Source organism: Gordonia amarae NBRC 15530 (assembly GCF_000241345.1).
GTDB lineage: Bacteria > Actinomycetota > Actinomycetes > Mycobacteriales > Mycobacteriaceae > Gordonia > Gordonia amarae.
Genome location: NZ_BAED01000028.1, coordinates 44,862 through 58,640, shown reverse-complemented (window position 1 = coordinate 58,640; position 13,779 = coordinate 44,862). Strand labels below are relative to the sequence as shown.

The following is a 13,779-nucleotide window of genomic DNA, read 5'->3' as shown; positions in this document are numbered from 1 at the left end:
GAAGGAGAAAATGGATGACCAACCCCTTTGACGACGAGAATGGCCGATTCTTCGTGCTGGTCAATCACGAGAATCAGCACTCGCTGTGGCCTACTTTCGCCGACATCCCGGCGGGGTGGACCAAGGTTTTCGGTGAGGACAGTCGCGAGGCGTGCCTGAAGTATGTCGAGGAGAACTGGACCGATCTGCGGCCCAAGAGCCTTATCGACGCCATGGAGGCCGATAAGGCCCAGGGCTGATCGCACTCTCCGCGGGGCGCCCCCGGCCGGCATCCGCCGGCGGGGGCGTTTGCCTTCTCGACCCTCGGTCGGCAGTCGCTGATCTCTGTCGACGCCGGGTCCAGGGTGCATATCGTTCCGCCCCCGAAATGGGGGGTCGAGATAACGATTCGACAACATGACGTGAGTCACTGGAGTCATACTGGCCACTCAACTTGCGTTGCGCCTCAGCTGTTGTTACGTCGTGATACCGATTTGTTACAGAATCCGCCGTATCTATTGATGAAGCAACGTTAGTCGGGCAAACTTGTAGTCGGCGGTATTCCCGTCGAACACGGGAGTTGAAGGGCAGGAGGTAGGCGCCATGCGCACCGATCCCGAGATCGTAGACGTCATCACCGACATCCGTCGGCGTGCTCAAAGCACGCCCAATCTGGTTGCTGTCCGGATGGCCGGACGGGCCATCACGTACCGGCAGCTCGATGAGGGTCTTGCGGGGTACGGCGAAGTGCTGGAGCGTTACGGCATGTCCGACGGCTCCTCGTTCGCCGCCGCACTCATGCACTGCGCGCCAGGTCTTGGACAGGACGCGGGTGAAGCCTGTGCCCGGCGAATCAATGATGCCGCACTGTGGCTCGGCCGCGGTTTGGAACCCCCCGCCCAGCGCGGTCTCCGCATCGTCAGCTGAGACAGGATCCGCACCACAGAGGTGATACGAAGCAAGGTGCACCCACCGCTATGGGTTGGGGGCACCTTGTTCCGTCTGAGTGGTCAGCGACTGCTGGTCACTGGAGGTCGCGCTCGATCTTCGGCCAGGTGGTGTGCAGGTCGTCTTCCCAGTATCCCCAGGAGTGCGTGCCCGTGGGGCGGTAGTTGACCGTCACAGGGATCTTGAGCTGGTGTAGGCGGTCGACCATCTGATGGGTGCACTGGTTGGTGACGGCTTCGATGAACCCGCCGGCGACGTACCGATCCGACCAGAAGAACGCGTCGTTGAGGTCGTGGATGTAGTCGATCTGATCGTGCTTGCCGGGGATGCCCGTTCCAGAGGTGATGTAGATCTTGGTGCCGCGCAGCTTGGCCGCGTTGATGTACGGGTCGTTCTCCCGCCAGCCCGGGCCGTTGAGCGGACCCCACATGTTGGTCACGTCGGCCTTGCCCCGCTGCTCGACGACGTACTTGATGTACTGCTGGCCGAGCGGGTCGCTGGTGCGGGCACATCCGCTGAAGGCGGCGATCGAACGATACAACTTGGGCGCCTTGAGCGCGAGATTGAACACGGACGTGCCGGCCATCGAGATGCCGGCGACGGCGTTGGCGCCCGTCGTGCTGAACTGCTTGGCGATCAGCGGGGGAAGCTCCTCGGTGATGAAGGTGGCCCACTTGTTGCGGCCCAGGCTGCGATCATCACGCTGCCAGTCGGTGTAGTACGAATACTGACCGCCGACGAAGGACACCACGTACACCTGCTTGTCGGTGAAGTACTCCTTGAACTTGGTCTGTCCCGCCCAGCCGGAGTTCATGATGCCGCCGTTGGCGCCCTGCAGCAGGTATAGGACCGGTGCGGCCTTCTTGCGGTCCTTGGGCACCAGGACCGAGACGTCGATCTTCTTGTCCATCGACTTCGAGTACACCGATAGGGTGACTTCCCGCGGGTTGACGTCGGTGACCTTGGTGATGCTGCTGGGCTTCTCGGGTGCCGCGACCGCCGCACCGCCCGAAGCCAGCGGCAGAATGGCCGCGGCAGCGGCTGCCACCGTGACGGTCAGCAGCCGTGTGCGCAGGCCCGGTGCGCGCGTCTTCCCAGAAATCATCAACCGTCTCCGTTCTTGTCGCGCAGTGGCACGACAACCCCCGGGGCACCGACTGTGTCCCGAATCCCCGCCTCACAGTAGCTGTGGCAGCGCTTACGTCGAGCGGCGGCATAGGAATAACCGCTCAGCGTCAAACTTGTACCATTATCGTCACCAAAAGGGCAGACGTTAGCCCCCAAACGGTTGATTCGGGCAGGACGACTGATCGGACAGGCCCGGGCGGGACCGGATCAGCCTCCGTACTGCTGACCGAACGAGGCGAGCATCTTGACGGCGTCGGAACTCAGTTTCCACTGGCCGTCGATCTTCGCGTAGTTCAGCTTGACGTCGACGGGCATCGGCGCGTGCGGGCTTTTGACGGCAATGGTGGCCTCGGCCTTGTCTCCGGTGACCGCCACACTCTTGACCGTGTAGATGTCGGGGGTGTAGCCGGCGGCGTTGGACGCCTTCGCGTATGCCTGGACCATCATCACGGTTCCGGGGATGGTGGTGTCGACGACTTTCTCGACATCCTCCTTGCTCGACTTGGCATCGACCGCGACGCGCAGGATCTGCTGTGCGCTCTCGCTGGTCAGCTCGGAGGCGGGGGTCTCGGCGCCGGACTCGTCCGCAGGTGCCGACCCGGATGCGGGAGCCGAGGCGTCGGCGGCCTGCGAGGTGCTCGCCGAGGTGCTGGTGTCGTCGGCATCGTCGGAGCAGGCGCCGATACCGAGCACCACCGCGCCGGCGATCGCCACGGCCGCGGCGGACTGTCGAATTCTCATCTGTCACTCCTCGTATTCGGGTTGGCCACCATCAATCTAGCCGCATCGAAAGTGGTCTCAGGGCAACCTACTAAGCCCGTCAGGCTCCCAGGTCGACACGCAGCTTGGGCCAGGTGGCCTTGAGGTCGCTCTCCCAGTAGTCCCATGAGTGGGTGCCGTTGGGACGCAGGCGCAGGTCGAGTGGCACCTTGAGGGCACGTAGCCGGGCCGCGACCTCGCGGGTGCACTTATTGACGGCCGCCTCGATCAGTCCGCCCTGCACAATCAGGTCGGCGAACACCAGCGGGCTGCCCTCGACCCGGGGATTGTCAAACCGGTCGTACGGCCCGGGCAGACCGGTACCGGCGGTCAGATACACCTTCGTCCCGGTGCCGCGCAGCTTGCCGGCGTTGAGATAGGGATCGTTCGCCTTCCAGCCCGGACCGTCGAGCGGGCCCCACATGTTGGTCACGTCGGCGTCGCCGCGGAGTCCGATGACGGTCTTGATGTACTCCTGCCCCAGTGGATCGCTGGTTCGGGCGCAGCCGCTGAAGCCGGCGACCGCCCGGTAGAGCCTCGGCGCCGCGATCGCCAGACCCAGCACCGAGGTACCCGCCATCGAGATGCCGGCGATGCCCCGGACCTTGCTCGTGTTGAAGGTCGACTCGATGAGCGGGGGGAGTTCCTTGGTCAGGAAGGTAGTCCATTTGTTGCGGCCGAGCTGGGGGTCGTCCTTCTGCCAGTCGGTGTAGTACGAGAACGCGCCGCCGATCGGGGTCACCACATAGACGTTCTCCTTGGCGAAGTACTGCTTGTACTTGGTCCTCTGGTCCCATTGCGCGCCGTCCTCGCCGCCGCCGGCGCCGTTGAGCAGGTACAGAGTCGGGCTGGGCCGGTTCCGGTTGCGCGGCACCAGGACGGTGACCGGGATGTTCTTGTCCATCGATGCGGAGTAGACGGTGAGTGTCACCTGCTGGTCGTCGACCTTGGTGTTGTAGACGATGTGGGAGGGGGCGGCCGCCGCAGCACCGGCCCCCGCGATCATCGCGAGCACGGTCGCGAAGACGGCCGACAGGGCCGTGACGACCGTGGTCAGCGAAGTACGACCCGGCTGGTGCGGGCGTGGCCGGGCGGTGTGGAAAGTCATCTCGCTCCATCCTGGTGTGAGCGGCCCAGGTGGTGATGCGTCGTGGCATGGCCGCACTGTTGCGCGATTCTAACGGTTCGCGCGGACACGACACATCGGCTGCATGTCTTTGTCACCGTGGTGGAGCGGGTTCACTCCTGTGTCGTGTCCACTTCCTCCGCATCGCCGAAGGTCATCTCCAGATGCCCGACGGAACTGGTCATCAGGGCATGTTTGCTCAGCTTGAGCCCGCGCAGTTCCTGGGCGATCTCGTGGTCACCGACGGTGAGCGAGGCGCCGCCGATCCGGGTGCGGGTGTTCGCTGTCGCGGTCATCCGCCACGGTGTCGACCGCAGCACACCGTCGAGTTGCGAGTAGGCATTGAGAACCGTCTCGCCGGTGGTATCGGGGACGGGCACGCCCTTGCGGACGGACAGGTCGACGATCAGCTGGCCGTCGGCGCTGACCCGGCCGTGTTTGGTGGGGGAGTCGTGGTCGACGTCGAAGTCGGCGAGGATCTTGGGAAAGCCCCAGATGCCGCGGCCCGCGGCCATGGTGAACTCGCCGTCGACGGGGAGCCGGTGGATGAGGGCGCGGGCATCGCCCTTGGCGAGCGAACGCAGCGCGGCCAGCCTGGATGAGGGCGGGTCGGCGGGATCCTCGACGAGGAAGCACACCCCGAACTCGTTGTAGGGTCCGAGATCACCGTCGATGTAGTCGACGAAAACGAGCATGCACATGGTGCGGCCGGGCCGGATCTGCAGCGGGCGCAAGCGCGCGGTGCCGTCGCCCGCCCGTGCGATCGCCGCCGATGCCGCGTCCGCGTCGGCGGTGAATCCCGCGACGAAGCAGGTGGCGTGACGGATGTGGACAGGCATGGTGACGGTCTGGTCGAGGACCTTGTGGGTAGTGGGGGTCGCCGGCGGCATCGGGTCAGCTCCTGAGTGATCGGGAAGAAAACTAGAACATGTTCTCTTTTGTTGATGATGCCATGCGCGGCAGTTTCCGAGTGGCCGATCGGACCGGCGCCCCAGGGCACTAAACTCCACACCCATGACGGGGCTATCGGGCGACCGAGTACTGCGGGTCGGGATGGTCGACGACCACCGATCGCCGATCTGGGGCATTGAACGGCTGCTGGAATCGGAACCGGACCTGGAACTCGTGTGCGCGGCGAGCACCGTCGACGAATTACTCGCGCACTCGCAACTGCAGAACGAAGGTCTGGATATCGTGATCCTGGATCTGCGGCTCGGTGACGCGTCCACTCCCAGGGAGAATGTGAACCGTCTGACCGACGCGGGGATCGGCACGGTGGTGTACACCTCCGGTGAACACCCGGCGCTGCTGCGTTCGGCGGCCAAGGCAGGCGTGCTCGGAGTGGTGCTCAAGTCGGCGTCGGAGGCCGAGATCATCGGCGCCATCCGCGCCGCCGCCCAGGGCAACGAGGTGCTGACCACCGAGTGGGCCGCCGCCATCGACGGCGATCCGGAACTGGCCGCGGTCGACCTCAGCCCACAGTTGCAGAAGGTTCTCGCCCTCTACGCCTCGGGGGAGACGTCGGTGACCGTCGGCCGCGAACTCGGCGTCACCGCCGACACGGTCAACGAGTACCTCAAACGGATCAGGCAGAAGTACGCCGACGCGGGCAGGCCCACCCGTACCAAGGTCGACCTGTTCAAACGTGCCGTCGAGGACGGCTGGCTGCCGGTACCCGAACGCGGATCCGACAGGCTCGCCGGACCCGCCGACGGCGACCGTTGACCGCAGGACACCCGCCGGCAGGGTGGCGGGAGCGGCAGACGATGCTGCGGGCGCGTGTCGCCGAGATCCTGATGCGCCCGCGCACCGATCGCAAGAGGATCGTCGCCTCACAGACCGCGCGTCTGCAGGTATTCGGCGGCTACCTGTTGCTCAGCGGTGTGCTGGTGAGTCTGGGGCTCGCCATCCCGGCGATGCCGACCGAGCACGCGGCGGCATGGTTCGACCCGGTGGCACTCGCGCTGCTCACCGTTCCGACCATCGGTGTGGCGATCGCGGCGTGGAATCGCAACATGCGCCTGCTGGGAATCGGCACGAACGGCTACGTGTGGGCGTACTTCGCGGACATCGGGCTGTGGTTTGCCGCTTGGGACGGTGTGCGGATTGAGGACACGCCGGTCAACTGGCTGACCACGCTGGCCGGCATGGCGGCGTTCGCGACCGTGATCACCCGATCGTTCGGGAAGGCGATGCTGGTGCTCATCGCCAGCATCGTGGGGTGCGTCTGGATGAACGCCGCGACGGCGGCGGAGGGGTTGAGCCGGGAGTTGATCGCGACCGGGATTTGGCCCTTGATCTTCGCCGGACTGCTGCTGTCTCTCGCGTACAAGACCCTGGAGACGGTCCGTGAATACGACGGCGCGCGGGCGCTGGCGATCGAGGAGGCCGTCATCGAGGCGGGACTGGTCGCGCGCAACCGTGAACGCGCCCGATTTGACGCCCTCGTCCACGATCGCGTCATCGCCACGCTCATCGCGGCCGAACCGGGTCCGCAAAGCGACACGACCATCACCCAGGCGCGGTCCGCGCTGAGCGAACTCGACAGGCTGGCCTCGGGCGGAACCGATGGGGCAACGCTCGGCGGGACCGAGGCCCTGGCCCGGATGCGCGATGCGGTGTCCGGTCTCAGCGACCGGGTGGAAGTGCGAGTCGAGGCCCAGCTCGGCGCGGATGCCTCTCGCGGTCCCGATCCGGAAGTTCCCGATCTTGAAGTTCCCGGTCTTGAAGATCCCGGCGCTGACGATTCCGGACCGGTGTCCTATCCGTCACCGGTGGTCCATGCGATCACCGAGGCCATGGGCGAAGCGGTACGCAACAGCCTGCGGCACGCCGGTCCGGAGGCGAACATCGCCGTGCTCATCGAGATGAGGTCCCGGTTTGTCCGCGTGACGGTGTCCGACGACGGCAAGGGTTTCGATGCGGACGCCGTTCCTCCTGAAAGGCTCGGTATCGCGGTCAGTATCGGTCGCAGGATGGCGCTGATCGACGGCGGCTGGGGCAGGCTGCGCAGCGTCATCGACCGGGGTACCACGGTGCAGGTCGGCTGGAGCGGCTCATGACGTCGATGCTGAGACAGCGCTACCTGCTCGATCCGGGCCGACACGGTCTGATCGACGCGATGGGCCTGCGGACGTACCGGTTCGCGCTGCAGGTCATGTTCTTCGTGGTCATGTGCGTGATCATCGCGGCGGTCGATCCGACGCCGGTGAATTGGTGGATCTACGTACCCGGCCTGATGCTGGCGACCATCGGTATCGAGGTTGCCGCGCGGGCACCGGGTGACCCGATCGAGACCCGGAGCGCGGCGCTCGCCGCGGGGCTGTCCATGACGACGTATCCGGCGATCCTCCTCGCCTATGACGGGCAGGCCTGTATCGGTGCGCTCACCCTGATCGGCGTCGGGTCACTGAGCGCCGTGTTGTTGTTCCTGCGCGGAGCTGTGGTGCTGACCTGTGTGGCGATGGGGGTGCACATCCTCGTGGGCTGGTCGGTGGCCACGGTCGCGGGTATCGACCCGGTGCCGCAGTTGGTCCAGCACTTCAATCTCGCGCCGGCCCTGGCGGTGGTCGGCCTGTGCGGGATCATCGCCCGGCCCGCGGTGTCGGCCGTGATGGACATGCGCACGCAGATCATGCAGGAGGCCGCCGCGGCGGCGGCGCAGGCCGCGGCATTGCGGGAACGCGACGCCCAACTGGGCAGGCTCGACGACGACACCCGCGACATGCTCGAACGGATCGCGGCGGGCGAGGAGTTCACCGCCGCCGACGTCCATCGCTGCCGGCTCATCCAGGCCCGGCTGCGGGACGGGATCCGGGCGCCGAGCCTGGACACCCCCGAACTGTCCGACACCGTCTGGGCGGCGCGCGATCGCGGGGTACGGGTGACCCTGCTCGACGACCGGTCCGGTGGGGGACAGGTCATGCGGGACGCGCTCGAACGGGTGCACGAGGCGGCGATCGAGGTCATCGCCGGGGCGGACAGCCCGGACGAGGTGACGGTACGGATCCTGCCGATGGGCCGCGAGCACCTTGCGACCGTCGTCTCCCGCTCGCCGGACGGTGGTGTTCGTCTCGAATTCGGTGTCGACGGCTCTCTGACCTGAGCGTTTGCCGGTTGCGGCCCCGATGACCCTATTTCTGGGTCTAGCGTCCAAGTTCGCCTGCCCGATAGCCTTTTGGCCACATGTGAGACCACCCTCCCCGGTGTCGTCTCTCATAAAGACTCAAAGCCGATCCGTAGGGGGTTAGGACATGGGATTTGATGGCAGGGCTTCGGCCCGCGCGGTGCGGCACAGCACCGCGGGAATGAACCGGGCGCCGCTGCGTCGGGACGTGTCGGGCGAGGCCCCGCTCGCGCGCCTGGCCGACTACCGCCCCGACTCGGTGTTCGGTCAGCTGACCAAACCCGACCTGTCCGCCCGTGAGGTCGAGGTGCTGCTCACCTGGCTCGCGTCGGAATCCAAGGAACAGGCCGCCGACACCCTGTTCATCTCGGCGTCCACGGTCAGTACCCACCTCGCCCGTATCCGGGCCAAGTACGCGGCGGCCGGCCGTACCGCCCCCACCAAGACCCACCTGTTCGCCCGGGCCCTCCAGGACGGTTACACCAGCCTGGATAGATGGTGAATTTGGTTTCTACCTGCGAGTCTTCTACACTTGACGGGTTGCCTACGGCGCTGCGTGCGTCGTGAATCGGTTCGCGAACCCCCTCCGGCTCCTCACCTCGGTGATTTCCGGTGGCAGGCGCGTGTCCGGTGGCGACAGACCGTGTGCGTCGGGTCGGAAATCCGGCGCACATAAAGTTCCAGGTCAAGGAGACTACGCACTGTGATTCAGCAGGAATCGCGTCTGCGCGTCGCCGACAACACCGGTGCCAAGGAAATCCTGTGCATCCGCGTGCTCGGCGGATCGTCGCGACGTTACGCAGGCATTGGTGACGTCATCGTCGCCACTGTCAAGGACGCCATCCCCGGTGGCAACGTGAAGAAGGGCGAGGTCGTCAAGGCCGTCATCGTCCGCACCGTCAAGGAGCGTCGCCGCCCGGACGGCAGCTACATCCGTTTCGACGAGAATGCCGCCGTCATCCTCAAGAACGAGAGCGACCCGCGCGGTACCCGCATCTTCGGCCCCGTCGGCCGCGAGCTGCGTGACAAGAAGTTCATGAAGATCGTGTCGCTGGCACCGGAGGTGATCTGACATGAAGGTGCACAAGGGTGACACCGTGATCGTCATCTCGGGCAAGGACAAGGGCGCCAAGGGCAAGGTCATCCAGGCCTTCCCGAAGCAGCAGCGTGTCCTGGTCGAGGGCGTCAACCGAATCAAGAAGCACACCGCCGCGTCGGCCAACGAGCGCGGTGCCTCCTCCGGCGGCATCGTGACTCAGGAAGCCCCCATCCACGTGTCCAACGTGATGGTTGTGGACTCCGACGGCAACCCCACCCGCGTCGGGTACCGCATCGATGAGGAGTCCGGCAAGAAGGTCCGGATCTCGCGCAAGAGCGGGAAGGACATCTGAGCATGACCACCACCGAAAAAGTCACTCCCCGCCTGAAGACCCGCTACCGCGAGGAAATCAAGGCCGAGCTGAACAAAGAATTCGACTACGCCAACGTGATGCAGATCCCGGGCGTGGTCAAGGTCGTCGTCAACATGGGTGTGGGCGATGCCGCCCGCGACGCCAAGCTGATCAACGGCGCCGTGGCCGACCTGGAGCTGATCACCGGTCAGCGTCCGGAGATCCGTCGCGCCCGCAAGTCGATCGCGCAGTTCAAGCTGCGTGAGGGCATGCCGATCGGCGCCCGCGTCACCCTGCGTGGCGACCGGATGTGGGAGTTCCTCGACCGTCTCGTGTCGATCGCGCTGCCCCGTATCCGCGACTTCCGCGGCCTGTCGGACCGTCAGTTCGACGGCAACGGCAACTACACGTTCGGCCTGAACGAGCAGTCGATGTTCCACGAGATCAACATCGACAAGATCGATCGTCCGCGCGGTATGGACATCACCGTCGTCACCACCGCCACCAACGACGACGAAGGCCGTGCGCTGCTGCGTCACCTCGGCTTCCCGTTCAAAGACAACAACGCCAAGGAGGCCTGACATGGCAAAGAAGGCTCTGGTCAACAAGGCCGCCAAGAAGCCGAAGTTCGCCGTGCGCGGCTACACCCGGTGCAACAAGTGCGGCCGTCCGCACTCGGTGTACCGCAAGTTCGGCCTGTGCCGCGTGTGCCTGCGCGACATGGCTCATGCCGGCGAGCTGCCGGGCGTGCAGAAGTCCAGCTGGTGACGCCTCCGGCTCACTGAGCCGGTAACGACATCCGACGACCCCACCTTCGATGCAGTTGAAGGTGGGGTCGTCGCGTTTCGATTCTTGATGTTCGCTACGCATCCGGATGGTTCGACAGTCAGACCGAGGACCTCATTCTCTGCAGGGTCACACACACCGGTTTGCTGCGGCTGTTGTCCAATCCGTCGGTGATGGGTCGAGCAGTGCGCGCCGGATCCAAACTTGCATCGTTGACCCGGTAGACCGGCGTAATGTAATTTACATCACAGAGAATTGTATTCTCCATCCGGGGTATCAAGGTTCCGGAGTGACCTCGGTGGGCAATATTCGTCGTCCGGCCTGCGTCGGCGAGCTCGAAGTTGTCAGTTGATCATCAACCAGCCCAAATGATTTCGGAGGCATCAGCCCGATGGATGTGCAGCAACGTCACAGAGTGGTCCAGTGGACCACGGGCAAGGTCGGTTCGTTGAGCCTACGGGGCATCCTCGACGACCCGCGTCTCGAACTCGCCGGGGTGTACGCGTTCTCACCGGACAAGGTGGGCACCGACGCCGGCGTCCTGTGTGGACGGCCGGAGGTAGGGATCGCCGCGACCGACGATATCGGGGACATCCTCGCGAGCGACGCGGACGTCGTGCTGTACACCCCGCAACTGGCCGACCTCGATCACCTGACGACCCTGCTCGAGAACGGGCTGGACGTGGTCAGCACCAACCTGCTGCTCAACGTCGGCGGTCTGCGTGGTGAGGTCTCCGAGCGCCTGCGCAAGGCGTGCGACAAGGGCAACAGTTCGCTTTACATCAGTGGCGTCAATCCCGGCTGGATCAACACCGTGACCGCCGCGATGACTGCGGTCTGCCGCGATGTCCGCTCGGTGACGATCTCCGAGTCAGCCGACGTCTCGGTGTACGAATCCCCGGAGACCTGGCAGATGTTCGGCATCGGCCAGCCCGAGCCACCCGACTCCCATGACATGGCGCAGATGGCGCTGCTCAGCTTCCGCGACGCCGTCGAGCGTCTCGCGGCCTCCCTGCACACCACCGTTGACAGCGTCGACTTCACCATCGAATATGCCACCGCCGCAAGCACCGTCGATCTGGGCTGGATGACGATCGAGAAGGACACCCTTGCCGCGCTGCGCGGTGGCTGGACCGGCGTCACCCCCACCGGCGTCGTCCTGAGGTCCGACGTCGCCTGGTACCTGACGCCGGATCTCAACTGCGACTGGCAGTTCCTCGACGACCACTACCGCATCACCGTCGACGGCGAACCCGGTCTGGACACCCGCGTCCGGTTCCTGCCGCCCGACTCCTGGGGCAACCACGACTGGGACACCATGACCGCGATGCCCGCGGTCCACGCCATCCCCGCGGTCCGCGCGGCGTCCCCCGGCATCCTCGGTCTCGACGACGCGGGGCTGTCTGCTGCGCCCGTAGGTCTCTGGTCGCGTTGATCTGAGGCGCTGGGGGTTTTGCTGTCTGCTGCGCCCGTAGGACTGTGGGTCCGCAACTAGCTACTCGACCTAGGCGAAAACCTTGCTGCCGGTGCTGGATTCCGGAACCGACAGCAAGGTTCACGCGTTGGGTCCGGGATTCGTCAGGTGCGGTCTTGTTTACGTATGACGAAGGCCGTGATCAGGGCGGCGGCCACCGCGAACGCACTGAGCAGGGCCAGGCCGACGGTGTAGCTGTGGGCGTCGGCGTCGTAAGTGGCGCCCATGACTATCGGTGGGAAGAAGCCGCCGAGTCCGCCTGCGGCACCGACGATTCCAGTGACCGATCCGACTCGTGCGGCGGGCGCAACCTGGGCGACCCAGGTGAACACTGACCCTGATCCGAGGCCCATGAACAGTGCCATCAGCACAAAGTTGATGCCGGCGGGGATTTCCAGTGGTGGTTCGGTGAGCATCCAGATGGCCAGTATCGCGGCGCCCGCGCAGGAGATGAAGGTGATCAGGCGCGGCCCGAACTTGTCGGCCAGCACTCCACCGCAGGGCCGGGCGATCACCGCGGCGATCGCGAATCCGGCGGTGCGGGTACCCGCACCCTGCGCGTCGATGGCGTACACATCGTTGAGGTAGGTGGGCAGGTAGGTGGAGAAGGCGACGAACCCACCGAACGCTGCCGCGTACAGGAATCCCATCTCCCAGGTGATGGGCAGTTTGGCGGCGCCGGTCAGCTTGGGGATCACCGGGTCATGATTGGGTGACCACCGCGGTGAGTCGTGCATGAACATCCGGCAGATCACGGCGACCACCACCAGGGCGACAGCGATGATCACGTGGGTGGCGAAGTACCCGAACCAGTCGACGAATCGGGGCGTGAAGAATGCCGACAGTGCGGTACCGCCCATGCCGGCGCCGAAAACACCGGTGGCGAAACCGCGTCGGGCCGGGTCGTACCAGGCGTTGACGAACGGGATACCGACGGCGAAGGTGGTGCCGCCTACGCCGAGGAAGAATCCGATCACCAGGAGCATCGCATAGCTGTCGAGTTCGCCGGCGACGGCGATGAGCAACACAAACGGCACCGTCAGCAGCAACAGTGCCGGAAACATGGTGCGGCCGCCGTAGCGGTCGGTGAGCGCGCCGGTGATGATGCGGCCGAGCGATCCGACGAGCACCGGAATCGCGACGAGTATCGACTTCTGGCCCGCGGACAGGTCGAGGTCGGCGGCGTATCTGATGGCCAAGGGTCCCACCAGGTTCCACGCCCAGAAGCTGATGGCGAATGCGAGTGTGGCCAGGGCCAGGTTGGTGGCCTGGGCGCGGGCGGTGATTACCGGGGCGGGCGTTTGCGTGGTCACTGGTCGCGATCCTTCACTCCGACGGGAGCCCAACCACGTCGTGCCGGCCGAGCGCCCGGGGCGGGCATCCGGTCGCGGCTGCGGTAGACGATGTAGGGCCGGAACAGGTAATGCAGTGGCGCGGTGAAGATGTGGATGAGACGGGTGAACGGGACAAGGCAGAACAGCGCCATCCCGATCAGTACGTGCACGTGAAAGCGCAACGGGGCCTCGGACATCGCGTCGATATCGGGGTGCAGGTAGAAGATCGACCGGAACCAGGGGGCGACGGTCTCCCGGTAGTTGACGCCCTCGCCGTGCGGGTCGACGGCGCCGACGAGGGTGATGAACGTGCCTGCCAGCAACGCGGAGACGAGTACGACGTACATGAGTTTGTCGTTGCGGGTGGTGGCCATGAACACAGGCCCGGTGCGTCTGCGCCGGTAGATGAGCAGCGCGCAACCCACCACGGTCGCGGCGGCGGCGATGAGGCCCGAGATGGCGGCCGTCCAGTGGTAGAGGTCCTCGGAGATGCCGAAGAATTCGGTCCACGATTCGGGGATCACCAGGCCGATGGCGTGGCCGGCGATCACCACGAGGATGCCGTAGTGGAACAGTGGTGAGGCGATACGCAGCAGCCGAGACTCGTAGAGCTCGGACGAGCGTGTGGTCCAGCCGAATTTGTCGTAACGGTACCGCCAGATGGTGCCACCGATCACGAGAAGCAAGGTCACATAGGGGATCACACCCCACAGAACGATATCCATCGG

The 13,779-nt window shown here is 65.4% G+C and carries 17 protein-coding genes; 11 read left to right on the top strand and 6 right to left on the bottom strand.

Features of this window, described 5'->3' with window-relative positions; genetic code table 11:
• Positions 1-14 precede the first annotated feature (14 nt).
• Positions 15-239, top strand: a complete 225-nt coding sequence (locus GOAMR_RS08580) for an MbtH family protein (RefSeq protein WP_005185652.1) — start codon at positions 15-17, stop codon at positions 237-239.
• A 343-nt stretch (positions 240-582) separates the two neighbouring features.
• On the top strand, positions 583-906 hold the full coding sequence (locus tag GOAMR_RS08575; protein ID WP_005185651.1) for a hypothetical protein: 324 nt from the start codon (positions 583-585) through the stop codon (positions 904-906).
• 97 nt (positions 907-1,003) lie between these two features.
• On the opposite strand, the gene GOAMR_RS08570 is transcribed toward GOAMR_RS08575, so the two are convergent.
• The 4 genes from GOAMR_RS08570 to GOAMR_RS08555 all read right to left on the bottom strand — a co-directional run bounded on the left by GOAMR_RS08570 (position 1,004) and on the right by GOAMR_RS08555 (position 4,830).
• Positions 1,004-2,032, bottom strand: coding sequence for an alpha/beta hydrolase (locus GOAMR_RS08570; protein ID WP_005185650.1), 1,029 nt, complete (start codon positions 2,030-2,032; stop codon positions 1,004-1,006).
• 230 nt (positions 2,033-2,262) lie between these two features.
• Complete coding sequence (locus GOAMR_RS08565; protein ID WP_005185647.1) at positions 2,263-2,796, bottom strand: MTB12 C-terminal domain-containing protein; 534 nt, start codon at positions 2,794-2,796, stop codon at positions 2,263-2,265.
• Positions 2,797-2,875: 79 nt separating this feature from the next.
• Positions 2,876-3,922 (bottom strand): alpha/beta hydrolase, encoded by a 1,047-nt coding sequence (locus GOAMR_RS08560; RefSeq protein ID WP_005185644.1) that lies wholly within the window; start codon positions 3,920-3,922, stop codon positions 2,876-2,878.
• A 131-nt stretch (positions 3,923-4,053) separates the two neighbouring features.
• Positions 4,054-4,830 (bottom strand): acetoacetate decarboxylase family protein, encoded by a 777-nt coding sequence (locus GOAMR_RS08555; protein WP_005185642.1) that lies wholly within the window; start codon positions 4,828-4,830, stop codon positions 4,054-4,056.
• Between the two features lie 124 nt (positions 4,831-4,954).
• Here GOAMR_RS08555 and GOAMR_RS08550 point away from each other — a divergent pair, with 124 nt between their 5' ends.
• From GOAMR_RS08550 to GOAMR_RS08510, 9 genes are all read left to right on the top strand, one after another.
• Complete coding sequence (locus GOAMR_RS08550) at positions 4,955-5,665, top strand: response regulator transcription factor (protein ID WP_040514761.1); 711 nt, start codon at positions 4,955-4,957, stop codon at positions 5,663-5,665.
• Complete coding sequence (locus GOAMR_RS23575) at positions 5,662-7,002, top strand: sensor histidine kinase (protein WP_005185639.1); 1,341 nt, start codon at positions 5,662-5,664, stop codon at positions 7,000-7,002. Before GOAMR_RS08550 ends, GOAMR_RS23575 begins: the two co-directional genes overlap by 4 nt.
• Complete coding sequence (locus tag GOAMR_RS23570; protein ID WP_005185636.1) at positions 6,999-8,045, top strand: hypothetical protein; 1,047 nt, start codon at positions 6,999-7,001, stop codon at positions 8,043-8,045. Before GOAMR_RS23575 ends, GOAMR_RS23570 begins: the two co-directional genes overlap by 4 nt.
• A 202-nt stretch (positions 8,046-8,247) precedes the next feature.
• Positions 8,248-8,568: a response regulator transcription factor gene (locus tag GOAMR_RS08535; RefSeq protein ID WP_050942645.1), complete on the top strand. Its 321-nt coding sequence runs from the start codon at positions 8,248-8,250 to the stop codon at positions 8,566-8,568.
• 201 nt (positions 8,569-8,769) lie between these two features.
• Positions 8,770-9,138, top strand: coding sequence for a 50S ribosomal protein L14 (rplN, locus tag GOAMR_RS08530; RefSeq protein ID WP_005185631.1), 369 nt, complete (start codon positions 8,770-8,772; stop codon positions 9,136-9,138).
• Position 9,139: 1 nt separating this feature from the next.
• Entirely contained in the window at positions 9,140-9,457 is a 318-nt protein-coding gene (gene rplX / locus GOAMR_RS08525; protein ID WP_005185628.1) for a 50S ribosomal protein L24, read from the top strand.
• Between the two features lie 2 nt (positions 9,458-9,459).
• The gene (gene rplE / locus GOAMR_RS08520) at positions 9,460-10,038 is read left to right on the top strand and encodes a 50S ribosomal protein L5 (RefSeq protein ID WP_005185625.1); all 579 of its coding nucleotides are present in this window, start codon (positions 9,460-9,462) and stop codon (positions 10,036-10,038) included.
• A 1-nt stretch (position 10,039) separates the two neighbouring features.
• Positions 10,040-10,225: a type Z 30S ribosomal protein S14 gene (locus tag GOAMR_RS08515; protein ID WP_005185621.1), complete on the top strand. Its 186-nt coding sequence runs from the start codon at positions 10,040-10,042 to the stop codon at positions 10,223-10,225.
• A gap of 415 nt (positions 10,226-10,640) precedes the next feature.
• Entirely contained in the window at positions 10,641-11,678 is a 1,038-nt protein-coding gene (locus GOAMR_RS08510) for an NAD(P)H-dependent amine dehydrogenase family protein (protein ID WP_170319133.1), read from the top strand.
• A 143-nt stretch (positions 11,679-11,821) separates the two neighbouring features.
• On the opposite strand, the gene GOAMR_RS08505 is transcribed toward GOAMR_RS08510, so the two are convergent.
• Together GOAMR_RS08505 and narI are read right to left on the bottom strand one after the other, a co-directional pair.
• Entirely contained in the window at positions 11,822-13,030 is a 1,209-nt protein-coding gene (locus GOAMR_RS08505; RefSeq protein ID WP_005185615.1) for an MFS transporter, read from the bottom strand.
• Positions 13,027-13,776 carry a respiratory nitrate reductase subunit gamma gene (narI, locus tag GOAMR_RS08500; protein WP_005185613.1) on the bottom strand — a complete coding sequence of 250 codons (750 nt, stop codon included), beginning with the start codon at positions 13,774-13,776 and terminating at the stop codon, positions 13,027-13,029. The genes GOAMR_RS08505 and narI overlap by 4 nt, the downstream gene beginning before the upstream one ends.
• Positions 13,777-13,779: the final 3 nt, after the last annotated feature.